Raw genomic sequence first — 21,837 nt, 5'->3', positions numbered from 1 at the left:
AACACGCCATGCAGAGTCCGCTTTTCGCCTTCACCGAGGCACAGACCCAGGACCGCTACGCCCTGCAGAACAGCCAGCTGCTGCGGGTCGCCCTGACGGGCCACGACGACGTCCTCGCCCGTAAGGGCAGCATGGTCGCCTATCAGGGGCTGCTGGAATTCGACGTCAACTACACCACGCCCGGCCAGCAGCGGGCCCGCGCCTACTCCGGCGAGGGCCTCGACCTGATGCGGGTCTCCGGGCAGGGCACCGTCTATCTGGCCAACCTCGCCCAGTACGTGCACGTCGTCGACGTCGACCACGACGGCCTGACCGTCGACAGCGCCTACGTCCTGGCGCTGGACTCCGGCCTCCACTGGGAGGTCGTCTCGGTCGACAGCCAGTACGGCATCTCGGGCACCGGCAAGTACCAGCTCAACATCACCGGACAGGGCAAGGTCGCCCTGATGACCTCCGGCCAGCCGCTGATGCTGCAGGTCACGCCCGACAAGTACGTCAATGCCGACGCCGACGCGGTGGTCGCCTGGTCCGCGTCGCTGCGCGTCCAGATGCAGGCGCAGACGCACTCCTCGGGTGTCTGGCGGCGGCGCGGCAACACCGGCGAGGGCTGGGAGCTGAGCTTCCTCGGGCAGGGGTACGCGCTGGTCCAGCCCAGCGAGCTGCTGCCGCCGCAGAACGCCGTCATCGGCTCCGGCCTGGCCGCCCAGTTCGGGATGGGCCAGCAGGGCGCCCGGGGCGCCAACCAGGGCAACATCTTCACCAACTGACGCCCGTGCCACGCCGGTCCGACGCCCGTCCCTCCAAAGGGGGCGGGCGTCGGCCGTGACGGACCTTGACGGCCCGTCAGAGCAGGGCGCGGGTGCGCTCCACCAGGCGCACCACCGACGTGTCGGCCACGGCCGGCACCTCGTCGTAGCCGAACCACCGCAGGTCCAGCGACTCGTCACTGATCTCGGCCACCGCGCCCTCGGGCGCCAGCGCCGCGTACTGGACGTCCAGATGCACCGCGCAGGGCGTCCGGTGGCGGTCCAGTCGCACGGGGCCGCCGGCCAGCAGGGTCAGTCCGCGGGCGATCCCGGACTCCTCCCGCGCCTCACGCAGCGCCGCGTCCGCCAGCGAGGCGTCCTCCGGCTCGCAGTGGCCGCCCATCTGCAGCCACATCTCCAGCTTGCGGTGGAGCGTGAGCAGCACCCGGCCGCCCACCGGGTCGATCACCAGCGCACTCGCGGTGAGGTGTCCGTCCTTGCAGGGCTTCCACATGCCGTCCGGATGGGCGGCGAGGTGGTCGAGGTAGTCCAGCCGCAGCTGCTCCTGATCCAGCGAGGGCGCGGGCCACTCCTTGAGCACCCGCGCCGCGTCCTCGTGCAGGCTCACCGGTCGCCGTCACCCTTGCCCTCACCGGGGGCGGCGTCCGGACCGTCGCCCTCCTTGGGGGCGGCGCCCGGTTCGGTCTTCCCGCCGCCGGCGGCCTCGCCGAGCATCTTGTCGAGCTCGGAGAAGTCCATCTGCTCGTGGTGGACGAAGCCGTCCGGGTCGTCGAGGTCGGCCGCCGTCGGCAGCATGTCCGGGTGCTCCCACAGGCTGTCCCGGCCGTCGAGGCCCCGGGCGTCGGTGAGCGACGCCCACAGCCGCGAGGCGTCCCGCAGCCGGCGCGGACGCAACTGCAGGCCGATCAGCGTGGAGAACGTCTGCTCGGCGGGGCCACCGCTGGCCCGGCGGCGACGCAGGGTCTCGCGGAGCTTGTCCGCCGACGGCAGATGCGGCTTGGCGGCGGCGTGCACCACCGCGTCCACCCAGCCCTCGACGAGCGCCAGCGCGGTCTCCAGACGCGCCAGCGCGGCCTTCTGCTCCGGGGTGTCCTCGGGCTGGAACATGCCCTGCTGCAGGGCGTTCTGCAGCTCCTCGGGGTGCTGCGGGTCGATCTGCCCGACCACGTCCTCCAGCTTGGTCGTGTCGACCTTGATGCCGCGGGCGTAGCCCTCGACGGCACCGAAGAGATGCGAGCGCAGCCACGGCACATGCGCGAAGAGCCGCTGATGGGCGGCCTCCCGCAGGGCCAGGTAGAGCCGCACCTCCTCCTCGGCCACGCCGAGGCCCTCGCCGAAGGAGGCGACGTTCTTCGGCAACAGCGCCGCCCTGCCGGCCGGGCCCAGCGGCAGGCCGATGTCCGTGGAACCGACGACCTCGCTCGCCAGGACACCCAGCGCCTGCCCGATCTGGGTGCCGAACATCGCGCCGCCCATGGAGCGCATCATCCCGAGCAGCGGGCCCGCCATGGCCTGCATCTCGCCGGGCAGCACCTCGCCCATCGCCGACCCGACGCGCTCGGCGAGCGGGTTGACCAGGTCCTTCCACACCGGCAGGGTCTCCTCGACCCACTCGGCGCGGCTCCAGGCCACCACGGAGGCGGAGCCGGACGGCAGGGACGTCACACCGTCCAGCCACAGGTCGGCCAGCCGCACGGCGTCCTGGACGGCACTCCGCTCGCCCGGCGCGACGCTCGCGTCCTTGCTGCCGTCCTCGGCGCCCTGCGCGACCGTCTGGCGCGCGATGTCCTTGGCCATGTCCCAGTTCACCGGGCCGCCCTCGTAGGAGAGCATCTGGCCCAGGCGCTGGAAGGCGGCGCCCAGATCGCCGGGGTTCATCTCGCCGCCGGGACCGCCCATGCCGCCGAAGAGCGCCGCGAACGGATTGTCCGCGCCGCCGCTCCCGCCGCCGAACCCGAACGGGTTCGCGGGGCCCTGGCTACCTCCCTGGCCGCCCTTCTGCTTGCCGTTGTCGCCGTCCTCCGGCTCCTCCGGCGGAAGGCCGAATCCGAATGGGGTGTCACTCACGGGTTTCCTCGGCTCGTAGGGCCGCCGACCAGGTGGCCGACGGCGACTGCCCGACATCACCTCCAGCGTAGACACCCGGACCGCTTCGGGGCTCGGTGCTTCGCCGTCCCGGTGGCTGGGGCAGGATGGACGCCACCTGGTGCGGACGCGTCAGTACGTGCCCGCACTGAAGACAACCGCTGGAGACGCCCGGTGAGTTCCCCAGATCCGACCGTTCGCGCAGCGCGAAACGCTGCCGCCCCGACCGAGACGACGGACGACGCCTCCGGCGGCGCCGCGGACCGGCCACTGCGCCGACCCGTCGTCGCCGTCACCGGAGCCGCGTCCGGGGTCGGCGCGCTGCTCACCCGCGCCCTCGTCGCGTCCGACGAGGTCAAGGGGGTGGTGGCGATCGACGAGCGGCGCGGCGACATCGCCGAGGCGCAGTGGCACGTACTGGACGTGCGCGATCCGGCCATCGCGGACAAACTGCGCGGCGCGGACGTCGTCGTCCACCTGGCGCTCGACCTCGACCTGGAGACCGACGCCACCGCCCGCACCGCCTACAACGTGCGCGGCACCCAGACCGTGCTCACCGCCGCCGCGGCCGCCGGCATCCACCGGGTGGTGCTGTGCACCTCCGCCATGGTCTACGGGGCGCTGCCCGACAACGACGTGCCGCTGGCCGAGGACGCCGAGCTGCGGGCCACCGCGGACGCCACCGGCGTCGGCGACCTCCTGGAGATCGAGCACCTGGCCCGCCGCGCACCCCGCGCCCACCCCGGCCTGAACGTCACCGTGCTGCGCCCCGCTGTCCTGGTGGGCGGCACCGACACCGCGCTGACCCGGTACTTCGAATCGCCCCGCCTCCTGGTCGTCGCCGGATCGCGGCCCGCCTGGCAGTTCTGCCATGTCGAGGACCTGGTCAGCGCGCTGGAGCACGCCGCGCTGGAGAAGGTCGACGGCGAGCTGGCGGTGGGCTGCGACGGCTGGCTGGAGCAGGAGGAGGTCGAGGAGCTCTCCGGTATCCGGCGGATGGAGCTGCCGTCCTCCGTGGCGCTGGGCGCGGCGGCCCGTCTGCACCGGATCGGGCTGACGCCGTCGCCCGCCGGGGACCTCGCGTACACCATGCACCCCTGGGTGGTCAGCGGCAGCCGGCTGCACGAGGCGGGCTGGCGGCCGAAGTGGACGAACGAGCAGGTGCTCGCCGAGCTCCTCGAAGAGGTGGCGGGACGGCACACCGTCGCCGGCCGCCGGCTGGGCCGCAAGGACGCCACCGCCGCGGGCGCGGCCGGCGCCACCGTCGCCCTGCTGGGCACCGCCGCGCTGGTACGGCGCGCCCGCAAGGCCCGCCGCCGTATCTGACGGGGGCGCCCGGGACGCGTACTGGAGGAGTCTCCATACCGGTGCCGGGACGCCCGGCGGATCCGGCCATTCCCCGGCGCTCCCCGGGTACGGCACGATGGGGGTATGTCTGGCACGCCCTCTTCCTCGACGCCCGGCCGCGACCACCCCGGTGAGCGCGCCGCGGCGGACCCGATCCGGCTCCTGGCGATCCGCGACACCCCGCTGTCCGTGGACGAGGTGTTCGCCGCCGTGGGCGATGCGGCGGCCGGCGGGACCGCCCTGTTCGTCGGCACGGTCCGCTCGCACGACAACGGCGCCGACGTCGACGCCCTGGGCTACTCCGCGCACCCGACGGCCGAGGCGGAGATGCGCCGGATCGCCGAGAAGGTGATCGCCGACTTCCCCGTACGGGCGCTGGCCGCCGTCCACCGGGTGGGAGATCTGCGGATCGGGGACCTGGCGGTGGTCGTCGCGGTGTCCTGCCCGCACCGCGGCGAGGCCTTCGACGCCTGCCGCAAGCTGATCGACGACCTCAAGCACGAGGTGCCCATCTGGAAACACCAGACGTTCGCGGATGGAACCCAGGAATGGGTCGGCGCGTAGCGCGCCGTCTTCTGGGGGTGGAGGTCGGGTGACGGGAGGGCGGGTCGGCGCGTAGCGCCGTCTTCTGGGGGTGGAGGTCGGGTGACGGGAGGGCGGGTCGGCGCGTAGCGCGCTGTCTTCTGGGGTGGGGTCGGGTGGCGGCAGGGCGGGTAGGCGCTTCTTGAGAGCGCGGGGGTTCCGGTTGCGTAACCGGCCCCCTCGCGTGAGCGTTGACCTGGCAGATGGTTAATCTGCTTATTCGTCGATTGCGGTCGTACAAGGGGTAGGGAGGTCGCTGATGGGTGCGCTCCTCTGGTTGCTGATTCCGGTGGGTGCCGGGCTGGTCGCCGCGGTGTGGAGCAGCTGGGCCCTGCGGAACCGCAAGACCGGGGACGTCGCGGAACTCGCCGGCTACGCCCGGTTCCGCGACGCGATGGAGAAGCAGCATTCCGTTCCGGACCCCGCCCCGGCCGCCTCGGACTCGGCCTGAGACCGCTCACCCGTACGCAGTAGCAAGCGCCGCCGCGCCCGGCGCCCCCGCGTGCGGACGCGCGTTCGACCTCGTGCGGACGGCCCCGCGGGCCGGTTGTCATACTCGTCCCGTACTGTCGTTCCATGCCACGCCGCACCGCGACGCTGCTCGCCTCGATCCTGATGCTGATCGCGCTGCTCTGCGCGGGAGTGCTGATCCCCGTGCCGTACGCCGAGATGTCGCCCGGCCCGACGGTCAACACGCTCGGTGAGCACAACGGCGAAGCAGTGCTGCAGATCTCCGGGCGCAAGACGTACCCGACGACCGGTCACCTCAACATGACCACGGTCCGCGTCACCGGCCCCGACTACCGGATGAACCTCCTGGAGGCGGTCTACGGCTGGCTCGACCACGACAACGCCGTGGTCCCGCACAAGACGCTCTACCCCGAGGGGCAGACGGCCGAGCAGGCCGACCAGGAGAACGCCGAGGAGTTCACCCAGTCCCAGGAGAGCGCCAAGACCGCCGCGCTGGGCCAGCTGCACATCCCGGTCGCCACCCAGACCGTGGTCGCCTCCGTCGTCAAGGACAAGCCGGCCGACGGACTGCTGCACGCCGGTGACGTGATCAGGGCCGTGGACGGCACCGCGGTCAAGCGGAGCGGCGACGTCGCCAAGCTCGTCACGAAGCACAAGCCGGGCGAGAAGGCCGTCTTCACGATCATCCCCGCCAAGGACGCGGCCGCGGCGGAGAAGCAGGGCAAGAAGCCCGCGACGGGCGCGCGGCAGATCACCATCCCGACGCAGAAGGCCGAGGACGGCCGGGCCATCGTGGGCATCCAGGCCGGCGTCGACCACATCTTCCCGTTCCCCATCGACGTCAAGCTGGCCGACGTCGGCGGGCCGAGCGCCGGGCTGATGTTCGCGCTGGGCATCGTCGACAAGCTCACCCCGGGCAACATGACCGGCGGCCGGTTCGTGGCAGGCACGGGCACGATCGACGACAACGGCAAGGTCGGCCCGATCGGCGGGATTTCGATGAAGACGGTCGGTGCCCGCGACAAGGGCGCGGAGTTCTTCCTGACGCCCAAGGACAACTGTGCCACCGCCGCCAAGGACATACCGGCCGGCCTGCGCCTGGTCAAGGTCGGCACGATAGGCGACGCCGTCAAGGCACTGCAGAAGATCAGCAAGGGCGACACCGACGGCCTGCCGAGCTGCAGCCCGGCAGGCCGGTCGTAGGCGTCCGGCCCCGGGGCCGCCGCCGGGTCAGCCCTCGAAGGTCGCGGCGAGCGCGTCGGCCAGGCCGGGCACCAGCGCCGCGCCGGTGAGCACCTCGGAGGCGGAGTCCTTCGAGCGCAGCCGCAGCGCCGACTCGCGCCGGCCGTCGCGCAGCACGGCCACCGTCATCCGGACCTCCTCGCGGTCCGGGTGCTGGGCGACCCACTTGGCGAGCTGCGTCTCGTCCATGCCCTCGGGCTCGGCGTCCTCGGCGGACGGCGGCAGCATCAGCCGTTCCACGGTCAGCGCGCAGCCGGTGACGGCGTCCGGCCAGGCGATGGTGGCGAGGAACTCGTCCAGCGGCACGTCCGCGGAGATCTCGTCCTGCTCCACGGGGGTCAGGGAAGCGGTGGTGGAGTCGTCGATGCCGAGCTGCTCGGCGAGCGAGGGCTCCTGCTCGCGCAGCTTGGCGGTGTCGACGAGGGCGAACAGTCGGGCCGGCTGGTCCCAGCCGAGGCCGGCGCTGTACTCGTCGATTTCGAGCACCGCGCGGGTCAGAGGGTCGGCGGCGAGGGGAGTGCCGGAAGCGGGAGAGCCGGGGATGTCAGTCATGCTCAACATCGTGCCTTGTCCACCCCCGAAATCGGGAACCGGGTAAAGCCTTCGTAAGTTGCATCAGTGGGTCCTACTATCGCCGGGCCTGCTCCACACGACAGCGAAACTTCGAGGTGCGCACCTTGGCTTTCCAGATGCCGGACCGCGGCGGAGGCCCGTCCGGGCCACGGATCAGAGTCGGCCGACCGTCGCGGCGGGTCCGGACCCTGCTCATGACCTTGGGCGTGCTGGCCGTGCTGGCCATGCTCTTCGTGATGTTCGCGGGGTTCTGGACCGACTGGCTCTGGTACCGCTCGGTCCATTACTCCTCGGTCTTCACCACGACCCTGTGGACCAAGATCGGTCTGTTCTTCGCCTTCGGCGTCGTGATGGCGGTGGCCGTCGGCGTCAACATCTGGCTGGCGCACCGGCTGCGCCCGCCGCTCAGCGCGATGTCCATGGAGCAGCAGAGCCTGGACCGCTACCGCATGGGCGTCGCGCCCTTCAAGAAGTGGGCGCTGATCGCGATCGCGGCCGTGGTCGGCCTGATCGCCGGCGCGTCCGCGTCCGGTGAGTGGCGTACGTGGCTGCAGTGGGTCAACGGCGTGCCGTTCGGCACGAAGGACCCGCAGTTCGGCATGGACGTCGCGTTCTACGCGTTCGATCTGCCCTGGTACCGCTTCCTGTTGAGCTTCGGCTTCGCCGCCGCGGTGCTGTCCCTGGTTGCCGCGGCGCTGACCCACTACCTCTACGGCGGGCTGCGGCTGACCAGCCCCGGTTCCCGGGCGACCGCCGCCGCCACCGGCCATCTGTCGGTGCTGCTGGGCATCTTCGTCTCGCTCAAGGCGATCGCGTACTGGCTCGACCGGTACGGCCTCGCGGTCAAGTCCAGCGGTCTGAAGTCGGCCGACAACTGGACGGGTCTGCGGTACGTGGACGCCAACGCCTATCTCCCGGCGAAGACCATCCTGTTCTTCATCGCGGCGATCTGCGCGGTGCTGTTCTTCGCGACCCTGTGGCGGCGTACGTGGCAGCTGCCGGTGATCGGCTTCGGCCTGATGGTGCTCTCCGCGATCCTGATCGGCGGGCTGTATCCGGCGATCGTGCAGAAGTTCCAGGTCCAGCCCAACGAGCAGGCCAAGGAAGCGCCGTACATCAAGCAGAACATCAAGGCGACCCGGGACGCGTACGACATCCAGGACGCTGAGGTCACGCCCTATAAGGGCAATTACAAGCCCACCGGCAAGGACGACGGCCGGCGGCTGCGCGACGACGCCGACGCCACCGCCAGCATGCGGCTGCTCGACCCGAACGTGGTCTCGCCGGCCTTCCAGCAACAGCAGCAGGTCAAGGGGTACTACCAGTTCCCCTCCACGCTCGACGTCGACCGGTACAAGGACCAGGACGGCGCCGAGCAGGACACCGTCATCGGTCTGCGCGAGCTGAACATCGCCGGGATTCCCGAGCGCAACTGGATCAACGACCACTTCAAGTACACCCACGGCCACGGCGTGGTCGCGGCCAAGGGGACCGAGACCGGCGAGGGCGGCGGCCCCAAGTACACCGAGTCCGGCCTGCCCGCCAAGGGTCAGCTGAGCGCGAAGCCGTACCAGCAGCGGGTGTACTACGGCGAGAAGACCACGCAGTACTCCATCGTCGGCGGCCCGCAGCAGGAGCTGGACTACTCCCACAACGGCAACGAGAAGGGCTACAGCTACCGGGGCAACAGCGGCGTCAGCCTCGCCAATCCGGTCAACCGCGCGGCCTACGCCGTGGCCTTCGGGGAGCCGCAGATCCTCTACTCCGGCGCGATCGGCGACCACTCGCGGATCCTGTACAACCGCACGCCGAAGGAGCGCGTCGAATCCGTCGCCCCGTGGCTGACCATCGACGGCGACGCCTATCCGGCGGTCATCGACGGCCGGATCAAGTGGATCGTGGACGCCTACACCACCAGCAACGGCTATCCGTACGCCTCGCGCACCACGCTCGGGGACACCACGGCCGATTCGCTCACCGACGGCCAGCGGGCGGTGGTGGCCCAGCAGAACCAGGTCAACTACATCCGCAACTCCGTCAAGGCGACGGTGGACGCCTACGACGGCTCGGTCAAGCTCTACCAGTGGGACGAGAAGGACCCGGTCCTCAAGACCTGGATGAAGGCGTTCCCCGGCACGGTCGAGAAGAAGAGCGCGATCAGCCCGTCGCTGAAGGAGCACCTGCGCTACCCGCAGGACCTGTTCAAGGTGCAGCGCCAGCTGCTGACCACGTACCACGTCACGGACCCGGGGACCTTCTACACCGGCTCCGAGCGCTGGCAGATCCCCAGCGACCCGACCACCAAGTCGGGCAACGCGGTACCGCCGTACTACCTGAGCATGAAGATGCCGGACCAGAAGGACCGGTCCTTCTCGCTGACGACGACCTTCACGCCCAACAAGCGGCAGAACCTGGGCGCTTTCATGGCGGTCGACGCCAACGCGACCAGCGGTGACTACGGCAGGATCAGACTGCTGAAGCTGCCGTCGGAGACACCGGTGCCCGGCCCGCAGCTGGTGCAGTCGAAGTTCAACTCCGATCCGGTCATCGCCAACGAACTCAACGTCCTCAAGAAGTTCGGCGACTCGGAGATCGAGTACGGCAATCTGCTGACCGTGCCGCTGGACGGCGGCCTGCTCTACGTCGAACCGGTGTACCTGCGCGGTGCCAACACCAACTACCCGTTGCTGAAGAAGGTGTTGGTGAGCTACGGCGACGGCAAGCCGGTCCTGGAGGACTCCCTGAAGGACGCGCTGGACGTGGTCTTCGGCAAGAAGGCGGCCAGCTCCGGAACGGAGAAACCGCCGGGCGGCGACACGGGCAAGCAGCCGCCGTCCGACCAGACCGTGCAGCAGGCGCTGGCCGACGCCGAGAAGGCGTACGAGGAGGGCGAGAAGGCCCTCGGGCAGCGTGACCTGGCGGGGTACGACGAGGCGAAGAAGAAGCTCAAGGCGGCGCTGGACCGGGCCGCCGAGGCCGCCCGGAAGGCCGGCAAGCCGGGCAGCTGACCTCCCGGCGGAGCGCAGGGCCCCGCGGCAGCCGGTACGCACCGGTTGCCGCGGGGCCGCGCCGCTTCGGGGGCCCGTGCGCAGACCGTGCGGGATCGTGATAGATTGACGGCACAACGACGCGGGGTGGAGCAGCTCGGTAGCTCGCTGGGCTCATAACCCAGAGGTCGCAGGTTCAAATCCTGTCCCCGCTACTGAAGGTCGAAGGCCTGGATCCTCAAGGATCCGGGCCTTCGTCATGTGTTCACCCGATCCGGAGAGAAAGCCGGGTCGCACTGCGCGTGTAGGGAACCTGTGTGCTTGAGTTTGACATGTCGTCGTGTCGGGAAGTCGACAAACCGCTGAAGTGACCTCACTGGCTGCGGTATACCAGGTGTACGCGGGTTACAGGTGATGCGACGATGGGTCTTATGGGGGACAAGGCAAGGTTGTTGGAGACGGACCGGTTTGTGCATGCGCCCGACGACGGGCGCGAATCCGAGCTGCAGATCGACGCGATGGAGGCCGCGGAGGCCGCCGAGGCGTCCGATGCCGTGACCGAGTCCGGCCACCGCCGGGCCGCCGAGGCGGGCGACCCCGCCGCGATGAGCGCCCTGGGCGCGATGCTGCTGCGCCGCGGTGACCTCGACGGCGCCGAGCCGCATCTGCGGTCCGCGGCCGCCACCGGGGACCGCGCCGCGGCCAACAACCTCGGCGTCCTCCTCCACCAGCGCGGCTACGGGGACGAGGCGGCCGGCTGGTGGCGGATCGCCGCCGTCGCCGGGTCCGCCGCCGCCGCGCACGCCCTCGGCCGCCACTACCGCGAGCGCGGCGACGAGCCGGCCGCCGAGTACTGGCTGCGCCAGTCCGCCGAGTCCGGCCACTGCCTGGGCGCGTACGCCCTCGCCGACCTGCTCGAACACCGCGGTGACGACGGCGCCGAGCGCTGGTTCCGGGCCGCTGCCGAGCGCGGCCACCGCGAGGCCGCGTACCGCCTCGCCCGGCTCATCGAGGACGGCCGCGACGCCGATCGCCGGGCGGTGCCCGCGTACGGCGAGCTGACCCAGCAGGAGGAGGCCGAGCAGTGGTACCGCCAGGCCGCCGCCCGCGGCCACCGCAGGGCCGCGCTGCATCTCGGCGCGCTCCTGGAGGACCGCGGCGACGTCCAGGAGGCGGGCCGCTGGTACCTCTCCGCCGCCAAGGACGGTGAGGCGCGCGCCGCCTGTGCGCTGGGCTACCTGCTGCGCGACGCCGGTGACGAGGAGAGCGCCGCGGAATGGTGGCGGCGGGCCGCCCAGGACGGCGACGGCAACGCCGCCAACGCGCTGGGCGCACTCCACGCCGACCGCGGTGAACTGCAGACCGCCGAGCGCTGGTACCGCGCCGCCCTGGACGCCGGGGACGTCAACGGCGCCTACAACATCGGCCTGCTCTGCGCCGAGCAGGGCCGTCCGGGGCGCGGCGAGCAGTGGTACCGCCGGGCCGCCTACGCCGGGCACCGGGAGGCCGCCAACGCGCTGGCGATCCTGCTGCTGCAGCGCGGCGACGCCTCGGGGGCCGAGCCGTGGTTCTCCAAGGCGGCCGAGGCGGGCAGCGTGGACGCCGCGTTCAACCTCGGCATCCTCTACGCCAGCCGCGGCGACGAACGGACCGCGCACACCTGGTACGAGCGGGCGGCCGCGGCCGGGCACACCGACGCGGCGCTGCAGGTGGCCATCGTGCAGCTGCGGGAGGGCCACCTGCAGGACGCCGAGCGCAATCTGCGCTGCGCGGCCGGCGGCGGCAGCGCGGAGGCCGCCTTCCGGCTCGCCGACCTGCTCGACCGCCAGGCCTCGGCGGCCGGCGAGGGGCAGGCGGACGGCGACCGCACGGCCGAGGACGAGAGCATGGAGTGGTACGAGCGGGCCGCCCGCCAGGGCCACCGCCGCGCCCAGGTACGGGTTGGCATGTTCGCGGCGGCGCGGGGCGATGTCGTCGAGGCCGCCGACTGGTACCGCACGGCGGCCGAGGCGGGCAGCCGGAACGGCGCCTTCAACCTCGGACTGCTGCTGGCCCGTGAGGGCAGCCTGCCCGAGGCGGCCCTGTGGTGGCAGCGCGCCGCCGAGGCCGGCCACGGCCGGGCGGCGCTGCGGCTGGCGCTGCTCGCGGCCCGCCGCGGGGCCCTCGCCGAGGCGCAGCGCTGGTGCGCGCACGCCGTCGAGATGGGTCCGCCGGAGGTCGCCGAGCGCGCCGCACGGCTGCGTACGGCGTTGCAGGACGAGCTGACGGCGTAGCGACGGGCCGGTGGACCGGTGCGAACGACCTGGTGAAAGGAATTTGCACCGGTCCTCGGGCCCGGGTTAGAGTGAGGGCACAACGACGCGGGGTGGAGCAGCTCGGTAGCTCGCTGGGCTCATAACCCAGAGGTCGCAGGTTCAAATCCTGTCCCCGCTACTGCAAGGCGAAGGCCCGGATTCCCAGGAATCCGGGCCTTCGTCGTATGCGCGCATCCGCCCGGCGGGGCAGCTGCCGGGTGGTCACCGGCCGGGCCGGTGACCACCGGTGCGTCAGGGCGAGGTGCCGCTGCACGTGGGGCAGATGCCCCGGTACGTCACGGTGACCTCGGAGACCTGGAAGCCGTACCGCTCCGGCTCGGGGAGCGCGGTGAGCGGGTCACCCTGGACGTGCACGTCGCGGATCGTGCCGCACTGCGAGCAGACCAGGTGCTGGTGGTCGTGGTGGGCGTTGGGGTCGTAGCGCTTGGCGCGGCCGTCCGTGCTCACCTCGATGACCTCGCCGAGCGAGACCAGCTCGCCGAGGGTGTTGTACACCGTGGCGCGGGAGATCTCGGGGAGTCGGTCGGCCGCCAGGGCGTGCACCTCGTCGGCGGTGTAGTGGACGTGGTCCCCGTCGAGGACCTCGGCGACGACGCGTCGCTGCGCGGTCAGCCGCCAGCCGCGTCCCCGGAGCCGTTCCAGCAGGTCACTCATGCCAATCACCTATCAGTCAGATAGTGCCAAGGGTACCAGCGACCGTCCATCACCGGATCGGGTATGGGTTTCGGGTTCTTCTTGACTTAGACAATGTCCAATGTAGGATCGGGTACGGCGCAAGCCCAGGCAGGTGGAGAGACTTTTCAGGAGGCGCACGTGTCGGTAGAGAGCACCAGCGGACCGCTGACCACGGAGGCCGGCGCTCCGGTCGCGGACAACCAGAACAGCGAGACGGCGGGCATCGGTGGCCCCGGTCTGATCCAGGACCAGCTCCTGATAGAGAAGCTCGCGCACTTCAACCGCGAGCGCATCCCGGAGCGCATCGTGCACGCCCGCGGCGCCGGCGCGTACGGCACGTTCACGGTCACCGCCGATGCGTCGAAGTACACCCGGGCCGCGTTCCTCTCCGAGATCGGCAAGCAGACCGAGGTCTTCCTGCGGTTCTCCACCGTCGCGGGCAACCTCGGTGCGGCCGACGCGGTGCGTGACCCCCGTGGCTTCGCGGTGAAGTTCTATACGGAGGAGGGGAATTACGACCTCGTCGGGAACAACACCCCGATCTTCTTCATCAAGGACGCCATCAAGTTCCCCGACTTCATCCACACCCAGAAGCGCGACCCGTACACCGGCTCGCAGGAGGCGGACAACGTCTGGGACTTCTGGGGGCTGAGCCCGGAGTCCACCCACCAGGTGACCTGGCTGTTCGGCGATCGCGGCATCCCGGCCTCGTACCGCCACATGGACGGTTTCGGCTCGCACACCTTCCAGTGGAACAACGCCGCCGGTGAGGTCTTCTGGGTCAAGTACCACTTCAAGACCGACCAGGGGATCAAGAACCTCACCCAGGCCGAGGCGAACAGGCTCGCCGGTGAGGACCCGGACAGCCACCAGCGGGACCTGCGCGAGTCGATCGAGCGCGGTGAGTTCCCGACCTGGACCGTCGGTGTGCAGATCATGCCCGCCGCCGAGGCCGCGAACTACCGCTTCAACCCGTTCGACCTGACCAAGGTCTGGCCGCACGCGGACTACCCGGTCGTCGAGATCGGCAAGCTGGAGCTCAACCGCAACCCGGAGAACATCTTCGCCGAGGTCGAGCAGTCGATATTCTCCCCGCACCACTTCGTGCCGGGCATCGGCCCGTCCCCCGACAAGATGCTCCAGGGCCGGCTCTTCGCCTACGGCGACGCGCACCGCTACCGCGTCGGCATCAACGCCGACCACCTGCCGGTCAACCGCCCGCACGCCACCGAGGCGCGCAGCCACGGCCGGGACGGTGTGCTCTACGACGGCCGCCACGGCCGGCAGAAGAACTACGAGCCCAACAGCTTCGGCGGCCCGGCGGAGACGGGTCGGCCGCTGTGGCAGCCGGCCCCGGTCACCGGTGCCACCGGGGGGCACGCCGCGCCCTCGCACGCCGAGGACGACGACTTCGTCCAGGCCGGCAACCTCTACCGCCTGATGTCGGAGGACGAGAAGGAGCGCCTGATCGGCAACCTGGCGGGCTTCCTCGCCAAGGTCTCCCGCGACGACATCGCCCAGCGGGCGATCGAGAACTTCCGCGCGGCGGACGCGGACTACGGCAAGCGGCTGGAGGCCGCGGTCCAGGCCCTGCGCGGCTGATCACCGAACGGCCCCTCGGGGCAGCTCGGCGGCCGCTTGCCGTAACAGCCGAGGAGGCCGGACGCCAAGGGGCTCCGGCCTCTTCGTGCGCCCGGCTCCAGGGGCCCGGCGCTTCATCAGGGACGGCTGACGGGGGTCAGGCCGGGACGGCGCCGGCCCGTACGCCGGCCGTGGACCAGCAGCGGATGATGTCGCGGACGGAGACCACGCCGACCGGCCCGTGGTCGTTCAGCACGATCAGATGGCGGAAGCCGCCGCGCACCATGGCGTCCGCGGCGTCGTCGAGGGTCCAGTCCGGAGCGGCGAAGACCACGTCCGGGGTGGTGTGGGCGTGCACGGTTTCCCGGTCGGGATTCTCGCCCGCGCCAAGGGAGTTGAGGATGTCGCGCTCGGTCAGGATGCCGATGCCGCTGTTGTCGCTGTCGAGGACCACGGCCGAGCCGATGCGGCGGGCCGCCATCAGCTGGGCCGCCTGGCGGAGGGTGTGAGCGGGTCCGATGGTGAGGACCACCGTGCTCATGGCGTCTTTGACGTGCATGGGCATGGAGCGGAGCCACCTCCTTGGTGAATGCGCCTTGCGAACGAATTCACAAGTTCACAAACTTGCGGATTCTCATGTTCACATGCCGTCGCGCGCGGTCACAAGGGGCAATTGCTGGACGGATGTCCGAACGCTGCCGCCCGGAGGCGCTGCGTCACAGGTCAGCGCGGGACGCGGCGGGAAGGCCGTCGGAGAACCGGAGTTCCCGCGGGGTCAGTGGGCCGCGTCGCCGAGGTAGCTCAGCAGGTCCTCGTGCAGCAGACCGTTGGAGGCCGCCGCATTGCCGCTGTGCGGACCCGGCTTGCCGTCCAGGCCGGTGAACTGCCCGCCGGCCTCGCTCACCACCACCGCGCAGGCCGCCATGTCCCACAGCGACAGCTCCGGCTCCGCGCAGATGTCCACCGCACCCTCGGCGACCAACATGTACGGCCAGAAGTCGCCGTACGCCCGGGTGCGCCAGCAGTCCCGGCTCAGGTCGAGGAACCCGGACAGCTTGCCGCGCTCCTCCCATCCCGTGAGCGAGGAGTACGCGAACGAGGCGTCCTGGACGCGGCCGACCTTCGACACCTGCAGCCGGGTCGCGGAGGTCAGGCTGCGGCCGGTGAACGCCCCCAGGCCCTCCGCCGCCCACCAGCGGCGGTTGAGCGCCGGGGCGGAGACGATGCCGACCACCGGGCGGTCTCCGCCCTCGCCGCGCTCCATCAGCGCGATCAGCGTCGCCCAGACCGGCACGCCGCGGACGTAGTTCTTGGTGCCGTCGATCGGATCGATGATCCAGCGGCGCGGTCCGGCGCCCTCGCTGCCGAACTCCTCGCCGAGCACCGCGTCCCGCGGCCGGGCCCGCTGGAGCTGGCCGCGGATGAGCTCCTCGGCGGCCTTGTCGGCCTCGCTCACCGGCGTCATGTCCGGTTTGGTCTCGACCTTCAGGTCGAGCGCCTTGAAGCGCTCCATGGTGGCGGCGTCCGCGGCGTCGGCGAGGACGTGGCCGAGGCGAAGATCATCGTGATAGTCGGGCATGTGCGAACAGTATCCATTGGTATACCTGCTGGCCACACGGCCATGCCCGGCGGGCGTGTGTCGCCCTCCGTCCGGCGGGTGCGGGCCCGGCCGCGCCCCCTGCCGCCCCGGCGGCGCACCGGTCGCGGGACGCGCGGGCGAGCACCCTGTGACGCCCCTTGACAGTCCCTGACTCCGCCTCAATTCTGTGCCAAAACCGGCCACCTGGGCCGGCGGCCGGGGAGGCGACGGATGCCCGCAGCGCGTGAGTCCTTGCTGGACGCCGCCTATACGGCGCTGATCGCCCGGGCCTGGTCCGACATCCGGATGGTCGAGGTGGCCGCCGCGGCCGGGGTGTCCCGGCAGACGCTCTACAACGAGTTCGGCAGCAAGGAGGGGCTCGCCCGGGCCCTGGTGCGCCGGGAGACCGACAACTACCTCGCCGGGGTCGCCAGGGCGCTGGCCCGGGGCGGCGCCGGGAGAGCCGGGACGCGCCGGGACGCGGCCGCCCGGATGGTGGCCGCGGCCGCCTGGACGCTCCGGACCGCACGGGCGAACCCCCTGGTCAGGGCGGCACTGACGGGCTGCGGGGGCGACCGGCTGCCGCCCCTTTCGCCGTCCGCCGGCCCGGCGCCCGCCGAGCTGGTCGGCCGGTTCTGCGCCCAGGCGGTCGCGGCGCTGGAGCCCGACTGGCCCGCGGAGGAACTGCCCGCCCTGGGCGTCGCCTGCGAGACCGCGGCACGGCTGACGCTGTCCTGTGTGGTGGCCCCTCCCGCGCCGGCTTCCCCGGGGGCGGCACCGCCGGGGCGCGTACCGGCGCAGCGGGCGCGGCGGGACCAGGAGGCCGAGGCGGTGTCGCGGCTCGTGAGGGGGGCGTTCGGGCGGGTGGCCGGGGACGGCGCGCAGGCAGCGGCCGGACGGGGCTGACGGCGCGTCACCGCAGTCGGCTCAGTGCGCCCCGCCCGACAGCTGGAGGCCGACGATGCCGACGATGACCAGCGTGATGGAGACGATCTTCAGGGTGGAGACCACGTCACCGAGGAAGACCATGCCGTAGACCGCGGTCCCGGCCGCGCCGAGGCCGGTCCACACCGCGTACGCCGGACCCACGTCGAGCTTGCGCAGGGCCAGGGTCAGCAGCCCGAAGCTGGCGAGCGCGAACGAGCAGAAGGCGATGGTCGGCAGCAGGCGGGTGAAACCGTGCGAGAGCTTCAGACAGACCGCGAAGCCGGTCTCCAGCAGCCCCGCCACCACGACCAGCAGCCACGCCATGTCCCATTGCCTCCGTCAGCCGGATGAGTGACGACGGGACCGCAGCCTCACTCCTCTGGGCCCCGCCTGGCGGTCAGCGGCCGGTGACCATACGCCAGCCTTGGTGTGATTATGCAGTTGTCCCCGGCGGTCGGCAGCGAACTCCGGGAGATCAGTCGCCCTCGCGTCGTTCGCGGGTGGCCAGCAGCCGGCGCAGCGAATGCAGCCGGGCCGGGTCGGCGTGGCCGTCGGCGACCCACTCGTCCAGGGCGCAGTCCTTCTCGTCGTGGCTGCAGGCGCGCGGGCAGTCGACGGTGCCCGGCTCCAGGTCGGGGAAGGCGTGGATGACCCGGGACGGGTCGACGTGCGCCAGCCCGAAGGAGCGGACGCCGGGGGTGTCGATGACCCAGCCGGCGTCACCGGGCAGCGGCAGCGCCAGCGCCGAGGTGGTGGTGTGCCGGCCGCGGCCGGTGACCGCGTTGACGTTGCCGGTGGCCCGGCGGCGCTCCGGGACCAGCGCGTTGACCAGCGTCGTCTTGCCGACGCCGGAGTGCCCGACGAACGCCGTCATCCGGCCCTTGAGCGACTCGCGGACCCGCTCGGCGGCGCTGCCGTCGGTGAGTTCGTCGCGGTTGGTGACGATGGCGGGGACGCCGAGGGTGCCGTAGGACTCCAGCAGTGCGTCGGCGGACGCCAGGTCGGACTTGGTGAGCACCAGCAGCGGGTCCAGGCCCGCGTCGTAGGCGGCGACCAGGCAGCGGTCGATGAGCCGGGGACGCGGCTCGGGGTCGGCGAGCGCGGTGACGATGGCGAGCTGGTCGGCGTTGGCGACCACCACCCGCTCGAACGGGTCGTCGTCGTCGGCCGTCCGGCGCAGCGTGGACGTGCGCGGCTCGACCCGGACGATCCGGGCGAGGGTGTCCTTGGCACCGCTCAGATCGCCGACGACGGCGACCCGGTCGCCGACCACCGCGCTCTTGCGGCCCAGTTCGCGGGCCTTCATCGCGGTGACCGTACGGCCCTCGATGAGGCAGGTCAGCCGGCCCCGGTCGACGGTCAGGACCAGGCCCTCGGCGGCGTCCTCGTGCTTGGGGCGGATGTTCGTGCGGGGCCGGTTGCCCTTGCGGTTGGGGCGGACGCGGACGTCGTCCTCATCGGGGTTCTTGCCGTAGCGGCGCATGGCGGCCGGACCCCTCAGGCTCTCCGCGCCGGGCCGGGCGACGCGGCGAGCATGTCCGTCCACAGCGCCGGGAAGTCGGGCAGGGTCTTGGCCGTGGTGGCGACGTTCTCCACCTCCACGCCCTCGACGGCGAGGCCGATGACCGCCGCGGCGGTGGCCAGCCGGTGGTCCTCGTAGGTGTGGAAGATCCCGCCGTGCAGCGGACGCGGGCGGATGTGCAGACCGTCCTCGGTCTCGGTGACGTCGCCGCCGAGCTCGTTGATCTCCTTGGTGAGCGCGGCCAGCCGGTCGGTCTCGTGCAGCCTCAGATGGGCCACGCCGCGCAGCGTGGAGGGGGAGTCGGCGAGCGCGGCGACCGCGGCGATGCCGGGGGTCAGCTCACCGACCTCGCTCAGGTCGACGTCGATGCCGTGGATGCGGCCGCTGCCGGTGAAGGTCAGGCCCTGGTCGGTCAGCTCGCAGGAGCCGCCCATGGTGGTGAAGATCTCCCGCAGTGCGTCACCGGGCTGGGTGGTGTGCTCGGGCCAGTCCGGGATGGTGACCCGCCCGCCGGTGACCAGGGCGGCGGCCAGGAAGGGCTGGGCGTTGGACAGGTCCGGCTCGACGACCAGGTCGCGGCCGAGCAGCGCGCCCGGGGTGACCCGCCAGACGTTGGGCTCGCCGCCCGCCTCCGGGGTGTCCACCTGGGCGCCGACGCTGCGCAGCATGTCGACGGTCATCCGGATGTGCGGCATCGACGGCAGCGCCGCGCCGACGTGCCGGACCTCGACGCCCTGGTTGAAGCGCGGGGCGGACAGCAGCAGGGCGCTGACGAACTGCGAGGACGAGGAGGCGTCGATCTCCACCGCGCCGCCCTCCAGGGCACCGCTGCCGAAGACCGTCATCGGGAGCGCGCCGCGGTTGTCGTCGTCGATCCGGGCGCCCAGGGAGCGCAGCGCGTCGATGACGCCGCCGAGCGGGCGCTCGTAGGAGCGGGGGTCGCCGTCGAAGCGGACCGGGCCGTCGGCGAGCGCGGCGACCGGCGGCAGGAAGCGCATGACCGTTCCGGCATTGCCGACGTCGACGGTGGCCGGGCCGTGCAGACCGGCCGGGATGATCCGCCAGGCCTCGCCGCCGCCGGGCCGGTCCACGGCGTCCCCGGAGCCGGCGGAGCTGGAGGAGGCGGTCTCCTCGATGCCGACGCCCAGGGTGCGCAGCGCCTCGGCCATCAGCAGGGTGTCACGGGAGCGCAGCGGGCGGCGCAGCCAGCCGGGCTCGGAGGAGAGGGCGGCCAGCACCAGGCCGCGGTTGGTGACCGATTTGGAGCCGGGCACGGTGACGGTTGCATCGACCGCCCCGGGTGCGACGGGGGCGGGCCACAGGGCGGGATGTGCGGGGCTCTCGGTCATGCCCTTACTTTAATGGCTGGGCAAGGGTGCCGATCTTGATCAAAAGTGGCGCAACCCCTCCGAAACGTGGCACTGGTAGTGCGCGTGCCGGAAGCGCGGCGCGGGCGGACGTACGGGCCGTGCGCGGCGGAGGAGCGAGGCGCCGCGGACATACCGAGCGGGAGTACACGGCGTGCCGCCGTTGACGGCACGGGCCCGGTGACGGCACGGGCCCGGTGACGGCACGGGCCCGGTGACGTCACAGGCCCAGCAGCCAGCGCCCGCCGCCTATCAGGGAGCACAGCGTCACCACGTGGAAGAGGCCGAGCCAGAGGGCGGCCGGGACGTGGGTGAGCCGCGCCAGCTGGTCCGGGTCGGAGTCCACGGCACCGCCGCGGCGCCGCTTGCCCATCAGCTCGAAGGGGGGCCGCACCCCGCCCAGCAGCAGGAACCACACCGCCGCGTACCCGAAGCCGGCCTGCACGTCTGGTGTGGTCAGCCAGGAGACCAGCAGGAACGCGGCGCCGGCCAGGACGACGGTGAGCACGCCGTAGGCATTGCGGATCATGACCAGCATCGCCAGCAGCAGTGCGGTCGCGCCCCACAGCAGGGCCGTGATGTGCCCGGCCGCCAGCAGGGCGGCGCCGGCCAGACCGAGCAGGGACGGTGCCACATAACCGGCCGCGGCGGTCAGCACCATGCCAAGACCGGTCGGTTTGCCACGGGAAACGGTCAGCCCCGAGGTGTCGGAGTGCAGCCGGATGCCGTCCAGCCGGCGCCCGCTGACCAGCGCGATCAGGCCGTGCCCGCCTTCGTGCGCGATGGTGATCGCATTGCGCGACAGCCGCCACGCGGTGTGCGGGACGACGACGCCCAGGGCGAGCACCGCCGTGGCGATCACCAGCCAGAGCGACGGGGCGGGCTGGGTCCCGGTGACCCGGCCCCATATGTCGGTGAGGTGGTCGGTCTCCATGTCTCCCCTTCGTGTGGCATGGCAGTGTGGCATGCATGTGCGGGAGGTATGCAGCGAGTCGTCGCCCCGAGGACCTGGTGGGTCTGTTCGGGGTGCAGCAGTGGGAGCCCGAGGAGACGCTGGCACCCAGTTGGAACGTGGCGCCGACGGCCACCGTGCACGCGGTGCTGGAACGCCCCCTCAAAGGCGAGGGCGCCCCGGACGGGCCGGTGCGCCAGCTGCGGCCGCTGAAGTGGGGGCTGGTCCCGTCGTGGTCGACATCACCCGACGGCGCGGCACGAATGATCAATGCGCGGGCGGAAACGGTCCACGAGAAGCCGTCGTTCCGGCGGGCCTTCGCGACCCGGCGCTGTCTGATCCCCGGTGACGGCTACTTCGAGTGGGTCACCGCCGCGGCCGAGCGGGAGCTGGAGGAGCAGGGCCGGAAGAAGCGGCCCCGCAAGCAGCCGTACTTCGTGACGCCCGCGGACGGCTCCGTGATGGCGATGGCCGGCCTGTACGAGTTCTGGCGGGACCGGACGCTCCCCGGCGACCACCCGATGGCCTGGTGGGTGACCTGCACGGTCGTCACCACCGCCGCCGAGACCACCCCGCTGGCCGGGGCGGACGGCGGCGCCGGCCCGCAGTCGCTGGCCGAGATCCACCCCCGGATGCCGCTGGTGCTGACGCCGGACCGCTGGGACGCCTGGCTCGACCCGGGCCGTACGGACCCCGACGAGCTGCGCGAGCTGCTGGCGCCCCCGCCGCCCGGGCTGATGCGCGCCCATCCCGTACCGACCGACGTCAGCAACGTCCGCAACAACGGGCCCGAGCTGCTCACCGAGCTCGACGGGCCGGAGGTCGGCACACTGTTCTGAGCCGGCGCGTGCCCGGAAACGCCCGG

Annotated in this window: 20 protein-coding genes and 2 tRNA genes; 12 read left to right on the top strand and 10 right to left on the bottom strand. The window is 71.8% G+C overall.

The genetic code is table 11. From position 1 onward, the window contains the following. The first annotated feature begins 8 nt into the window (after positions 1 to 8). Entirely contained in the window at positions 9 to 767 is a 759-nt protein-coding gene (locus AB0G35_RS10660) for an AIM24 family protein (protein ID WP_360946907.1), read from the top strand. A 76-nt stretch (positions 768 to 843) separates the two neighbouring features. Here the strand turns inward: AB0G35_RS10660 and AB0G35_RS10655 are convergent, their stop codons facing one another. Both AB0G35_RS10655 and AB0G35_RS10650 read right to left on the bottom strand, forming a co-directional pair. Beyond that, positions 844 to 1,374 carry an NUDIX hydrolase gene (locus AB0G35_RS10655; protein WP_360946905.1) on the bottom strand — a complete coding sequence of 177 codons (531 nt, stop codon included), beginning with the start codon at positions 1,372 to 1,374 and terminating at the stop codon, positions 844 to 846. After that, positions 1,371 to 2,834 carry a zinc-dependent metalloprotease gene (locus tag AB0G35_RS10650; RefSeq protein ID WP_360946903.1) on the bottom strand — a complete coding sequence of 488 codons (1,464 nt, stop codon included), beginning with the start codon at positions 2,832 to 2,834 and terminating at the stop codon, positions 1,371 to 1,373. Before AB0G35_RS10650 ends, AB0G35_RS10655 begins: the two co-directional genes overlap by 4 nt. A gap of 192 nt (positions 2,835 to 3,026) precedes the next feature. Here AB0G35_RS10650 and AB0G35_RS10645 point away from each other — a divergent pair, with 192 nt between their 5' ends. From AB0G35_RS10645 to AB0G35_RS10630, 4 genes are all read left to right on the top strand, one after another. Next, on the top strand, positions 3,027 to 4,178 hold the full coding sequence (locus AB0G35_RS10645) for an SDR family oxidoreductase (RefSeq protein ID WP_360946901.1): 1,152 nt from the start codon (positions 3,027 to 3,029) through the stop codon (positions 4,176 to 4,178). Between the two features lie 105 nt (positions 4,179 to 4,283). After that, the gene (locus AB0G35_RS10640) at positions 4,284 to 4,763 is read left to right on the top strand and encodes a molybdenum cofactor biosynthesis protein MoaE (RefSeq protein ID WP_360946899.1); all 480 of its coding nucleotides are present in this window, start codon (positions 4,284 to 4,286) and stop codon (positions 4,761 to 4,763) included. Between the two features lie 277 nt (positions 4,764 to 5,040). After that, positions 5,041 to 5,232 (top strand): hypothetical protein, encoded by a 192-nt coding sequence (locus tag AB0G35_RS10635; RefSeq protein WP_360946897.1) that lies wholly within the window; start codon positions 5,041 to 5,043, stop codon positions 5,230 to 5,232. A 125-nt stretch (positions 5,233 to 5,357) separates the two neighbouring features. Further along, the gene (locus tag AB0G35_RS10630) at positions 5,358 to 6,455 is read left to right on the top strand and encodes a PDZ domain-containing protein (protein ID WP_360946895.1); all 1,098 of its coding nucleotides are present in this window, start codon (positions 5,358 to 5,360) and stop codon (positions 6,453 to 6,455) included. Positions 6,456 to 6,482: 27 nt separating this feature from the next. Here AB0G35_RS10630 and AB0G35_RS10625 read toward each other — a convergent pair whose 3' ends face one another. Further along, positions 6,483 to 7,046, bottom strand: coding sequence for a PPA1309 family protein (locus AB0G35_RS10625; RefSeq protein WP_360946893.1), 564 nt, complete (start codon positions 7,044 to 7,046; stop codon positions 6,483 to 6,485). 137 nt (positions 7,047 to 7,183) lie between these two features. On the opposite strand from AB0G35_RS10625, the gene AB0G35_RS10620 reads away from it, so the two are divergent. The 4 genes from AB0G35_RS10620 (at position 7,184) to AB0G35_RS10605 (ending at position 12,487) form a co-directional block, all read left to right on the top strand. Then, positions 7,184 to 10,075, top strand: a complete 2,892-nt coding sequence (locus AB0G35_RS10620) for a UPF0182 family protein (protein ID WP_360947134.1) — start codon at positions 7,184 to 7,186, stop codon at positions 10,073 to 10,075. 120 nt (positions 10,076 to 10,195) lie between these two features. Further along, positions 10,196 to 10,269: transfer RNA gene (locus AB0G35_RS10615), tRNA-Met, on the top strand. 207 nt (positions 10,270 to 10,476) lie between these two features. After that, entirely contained in the window at positions 10,477 to 12,327 is a 1,851-nt protein-coding gene (locus AB0G35_RS10610) for a tetratricopeptide repeat protein (protein WP_360946891.1), read from the top strand. Between the two features lie 86 nt (positions 12,328 to 12,413). Then, positions 12,414 to 12,487 (top strand) — tRNA-Met (locus AB0G35_RS10605). A 113-nt stretch (positions 12,488 to 12,600) separates the two neighbouring features. Here AB0G35_RS10605 and AB0G35_RS10600 read toward each other — a convergent pair. Further along, positions 12,601 to 13,023: a Fur family transcriptional regulator gene (locus AB0G35_RS10600; RefSeq protein WP_360946889.1), complete on the bottom strand. Its 423-nt coding sequence runs from the start codon at positions 13,021 to 13,023 to the stop codon at positions 12,601 to 12,603. A gap of 159 nt (positions 13,024 to 13,182) precedes the next feature. On the opposite strand from AB0G35_RS10600, the gene AB0G35_RS10595 reads away from it, so the two are divergent. Next, positions 13,183 to 14,646 carry a catalase gene (locus tag AB0G35_RS10595; RefSeq protein ID WP_360946887.1) on the top strand — a complete coding sequence of 488 codons (1,464 nt, stop codon included), beginning with the start codon at positions 13,183 to 13,185 and terminating at the stop codon, positions 14,644 to 14,646. A 136-nt stretch (positions 14,647 to 14,782) separates the two neighbouring features. On the opposite strand, the gene AB0G35_RS10590 is transcribed toward AB0G35_RS10595, so the two are convergent. Both AB0G35_RS10590 and hisN read right to left on the bottom strand, forming a co-directional pair. Next, complete coding sequence (locus tag AB0G35_RS10590) at positions 14,783 to 15,184, bottom strand: CBS domain-containing protein (protein WP_360947131.1); 402 nt, start codon at positions 15,182 to 15,184, stop codon at positions 14,783 to 14,785. Positions 15,185 to 15,400: 216 nt separating this feature from the next. After that, entirely contained in the window at positions 15,401 to 16,204 is an 804-nt protein-coding gene (gene hisN / locus AB0G35_RS10585; protein WP_360946885.1) for a histidinol-phosphatase, read from the bottom strand. A 231-nt stretch (positions 16,205 to 16,435) separates the two neighbouring features. On the opposite strand from hisN, the gene AB0G35_RS10580 reads away from it, so the two are divergent. After that, entirely contained in the window at positions 16,436 to 17,110 is a 675-nt protein-coding gene (locus tag AB0G35_RS10580) for a helix-turn-helix domain-containing protein (protein WP_360946883.1), read from the top strand. Between the two features lie 21 nt (positions 17,111 to 17,131). On the opposite strand, the gene AB0G35_RS10575 is transcribed toward AB0G35_RS10580, so the two are convergent. The 4 genes from AB0G35_RS10575 to AB0G35_RS10560 all read right to left on the bottom strand — a co-directional run bounded on the left by AB0G35_RS10575 (position 17,132) and on the right by AB0G35_RS10560 (position 20,954). Beyond that, positions 17,132 to 17,455 (bottom strand): multidrug efflux SMR transporter, encoded by a 324-nt coding sequence (locus AB0G35_RS10575; protein WP_030413485.1) that lies wholly within the window; start codon positions 17,453 to 17,455, stop codon positions 17,132 to 17,134. 151 nt (positions 17,456 to 17,606) lie between these two features. After that, complete coding sequence (gene rsgA, locus AB0G35_RS10570; protein WP_360946880.1) at positions 17,607 to 18,614, bottom strand: ribosome small subunit-dependent GTPase A; 1,008 nt, start codon at positions 18,612 to 18,614, stop codon at positions 17,607 to 17,609. Between the two features lie 14 nt (positions 18,615 to 18,628). Continuing rightward, a complete protein-coding gene (aroA, locus tag AB0G35_RS10565; RefSeq protein ID WP_360946878.1) occupies positions 18,629 to 20,002 on the bottom strand; it encodes a 3-phosphoshikimate 1-carboxyvinyltransferase in 1,374 nt (457 codons plus the stop codon). A 238-nt stretch (positions 20,003 to 20,240) separates the two neighbouring features. Next, positions 20,241 to 20,954, bottom strand: coding sequence for a M50 family metallopeptidase (locus AB0G35_RS10560; protein ID WP_360946876.1), 714 nt, complete (start codon positions 20,952 to 20,954; stop codon positions 20,241 to 20,243). 35 nt (positions 20,955 to 20,989) lie between these two features. On the opposite strand from AB0G35_RS10560, the gene AB0G35_RS10555 reads away from it, so the two are divergent. Then, positions 20,990 to 21,811, top strand: a complete 822-nt coding sequence (locus AB0G35_RS10555) for an SOS response-associated peptidase (RefSeq protein WP_360946874.1) — start codon at positions 20,990 to 20,992, stop codon at positions 21,809 to 21,811. Positions 21,812 to 21,837 lie beyond the last annotated feature (26 nt).

The sequence above is a fragment of the Streptomyces sp. NPDC021749 genome, assembly GCF_040640655.1.
Taxonomy (GTDB): Bacteria; Actinomycetota; Actinomycetes; order Streptomycetales; family Streptomycetaceae; genus Streptomyces.
This window is presented reverse-complemented; position numbering and strand designations above follow the sequence as displayed.

Excerpts from the sequence above, each read along its gene's own strand:
- AB0G35_RS10580 (WP_360946883.1), top strand. The coding sequence starts at position 16,436 with ATGCCCGCAGCGCGTGAGTCCTTGCTGGACGCCGCCTATACGGCGCTG.
- AB0G35_RS10620 (WP_360947134.1), top strand. The coding sequence starts at position 7,184 with ATGCCGGACCGCGGCGGAGGCCCGTCCGGGCCACGGATCAGAGTCGGC.
- AB0G35_RS10590 (WP_360947131.1), bottom strand. The coding sequence starts at position 15,184 with ATGCACGTCAAAGACGCCATGAGCACGGTGGTCCTCACCATCGGACCC.
- AB0G35_RS10600 (WP_360946889.1), bottom strand. The coding sequence starts at position 13,023 with ATGAGTGACCTGCTGGAACGGCTCCGGGGACGCGGCTGGCGGCTGACC.
- AB0G35_RS10660 (WP_360946907.1), top strand. The coding sequence starts at position 9 with ATGCAGAGTCCGCTTTTCGCCTTCACCGAGGCACAGACCCAGGACCGC.
- AB0G35_RS10610 (WP_360946891.1), top strand. The coding sequence starts at position 10,477 with ATGGGTCTTATGGGGGACAAGGCAAGGTTGTTGGAGACGGACCGGTTT.
- AB0G35_RS10630 (WP_360946895.1), top strand. The coding sequence starts at position 5,358 with ATGCCACGCCGCACCGCGACGCTGCTCGCCTCGATCCTGATGCTGATC.
- AB0G35_RS10640 (WP_360946899.1), top strand. The coding sequence starts at position 4,284 with ATGTCTGGCACGCCCTCTTCCTCGACGCCCGGCCGCGACCACCCCGGT.
- AB0G35_RS10560 (WP_360946876.1), bottom strand. The coding sequence starts at position 20,954 with ATGGAGACCGACCACCTCACCGACATATGGGGCCGGGTCACCGGGACC.
- AB0G35_RS10635 (WP_360946897.1), top strand. The coding sequence starts at position 5,041 with ATGGGTGCGCTCCTCTGGTTGCTGATTCCGGTGGGTGCCGGGCTGGTC.
- AB0G35_RS10575 (WP_030413485.1), bottom strand. The coding sequence starts at position 17,455 with ATGGCGTGGCTGCTGGTCGTGGTGGCGGGGCTGCTGGAGACCGGCTTC.
- aroA (WP_360946878.1), bottom strand. The coding sequence starts at position 20,002 with ATGACCGAGAGCCCCGCACATCCCGCCCTGTGGCCCGCCCCCGTCGCA.
- hisN (WP_360946885.1), bottom strand. The coding sequence starts at position 16,204 with ATGCCCGACTATCACGATGATCTTCGCCTCGGCCACGTCCTCGCCGAC.
- rsgA (WP_360946880.1), bottom strand. The coding sequence starts at position 18,614 with ATGCGCCGCTACGGCAAGAACCCCGATGAGGACGACGTCCGCGTCCGC.
- AB0G35_RS10555 (WP_360946874.1), top strand. The coding sequence starts at position 20,990 with ATGTGCGGGAGGTATGCAGCGAGTCGTCGCCCCGAGGACCTGGTGGGT.
- AB0G35_RS10625 (WP_360946893.1), bottom strand. The coding sequence starts at position 7,046 with ATGACTGACATCCCCGGCTCTCCCGCTTCCGGCACTCCCCTCGCCGCC.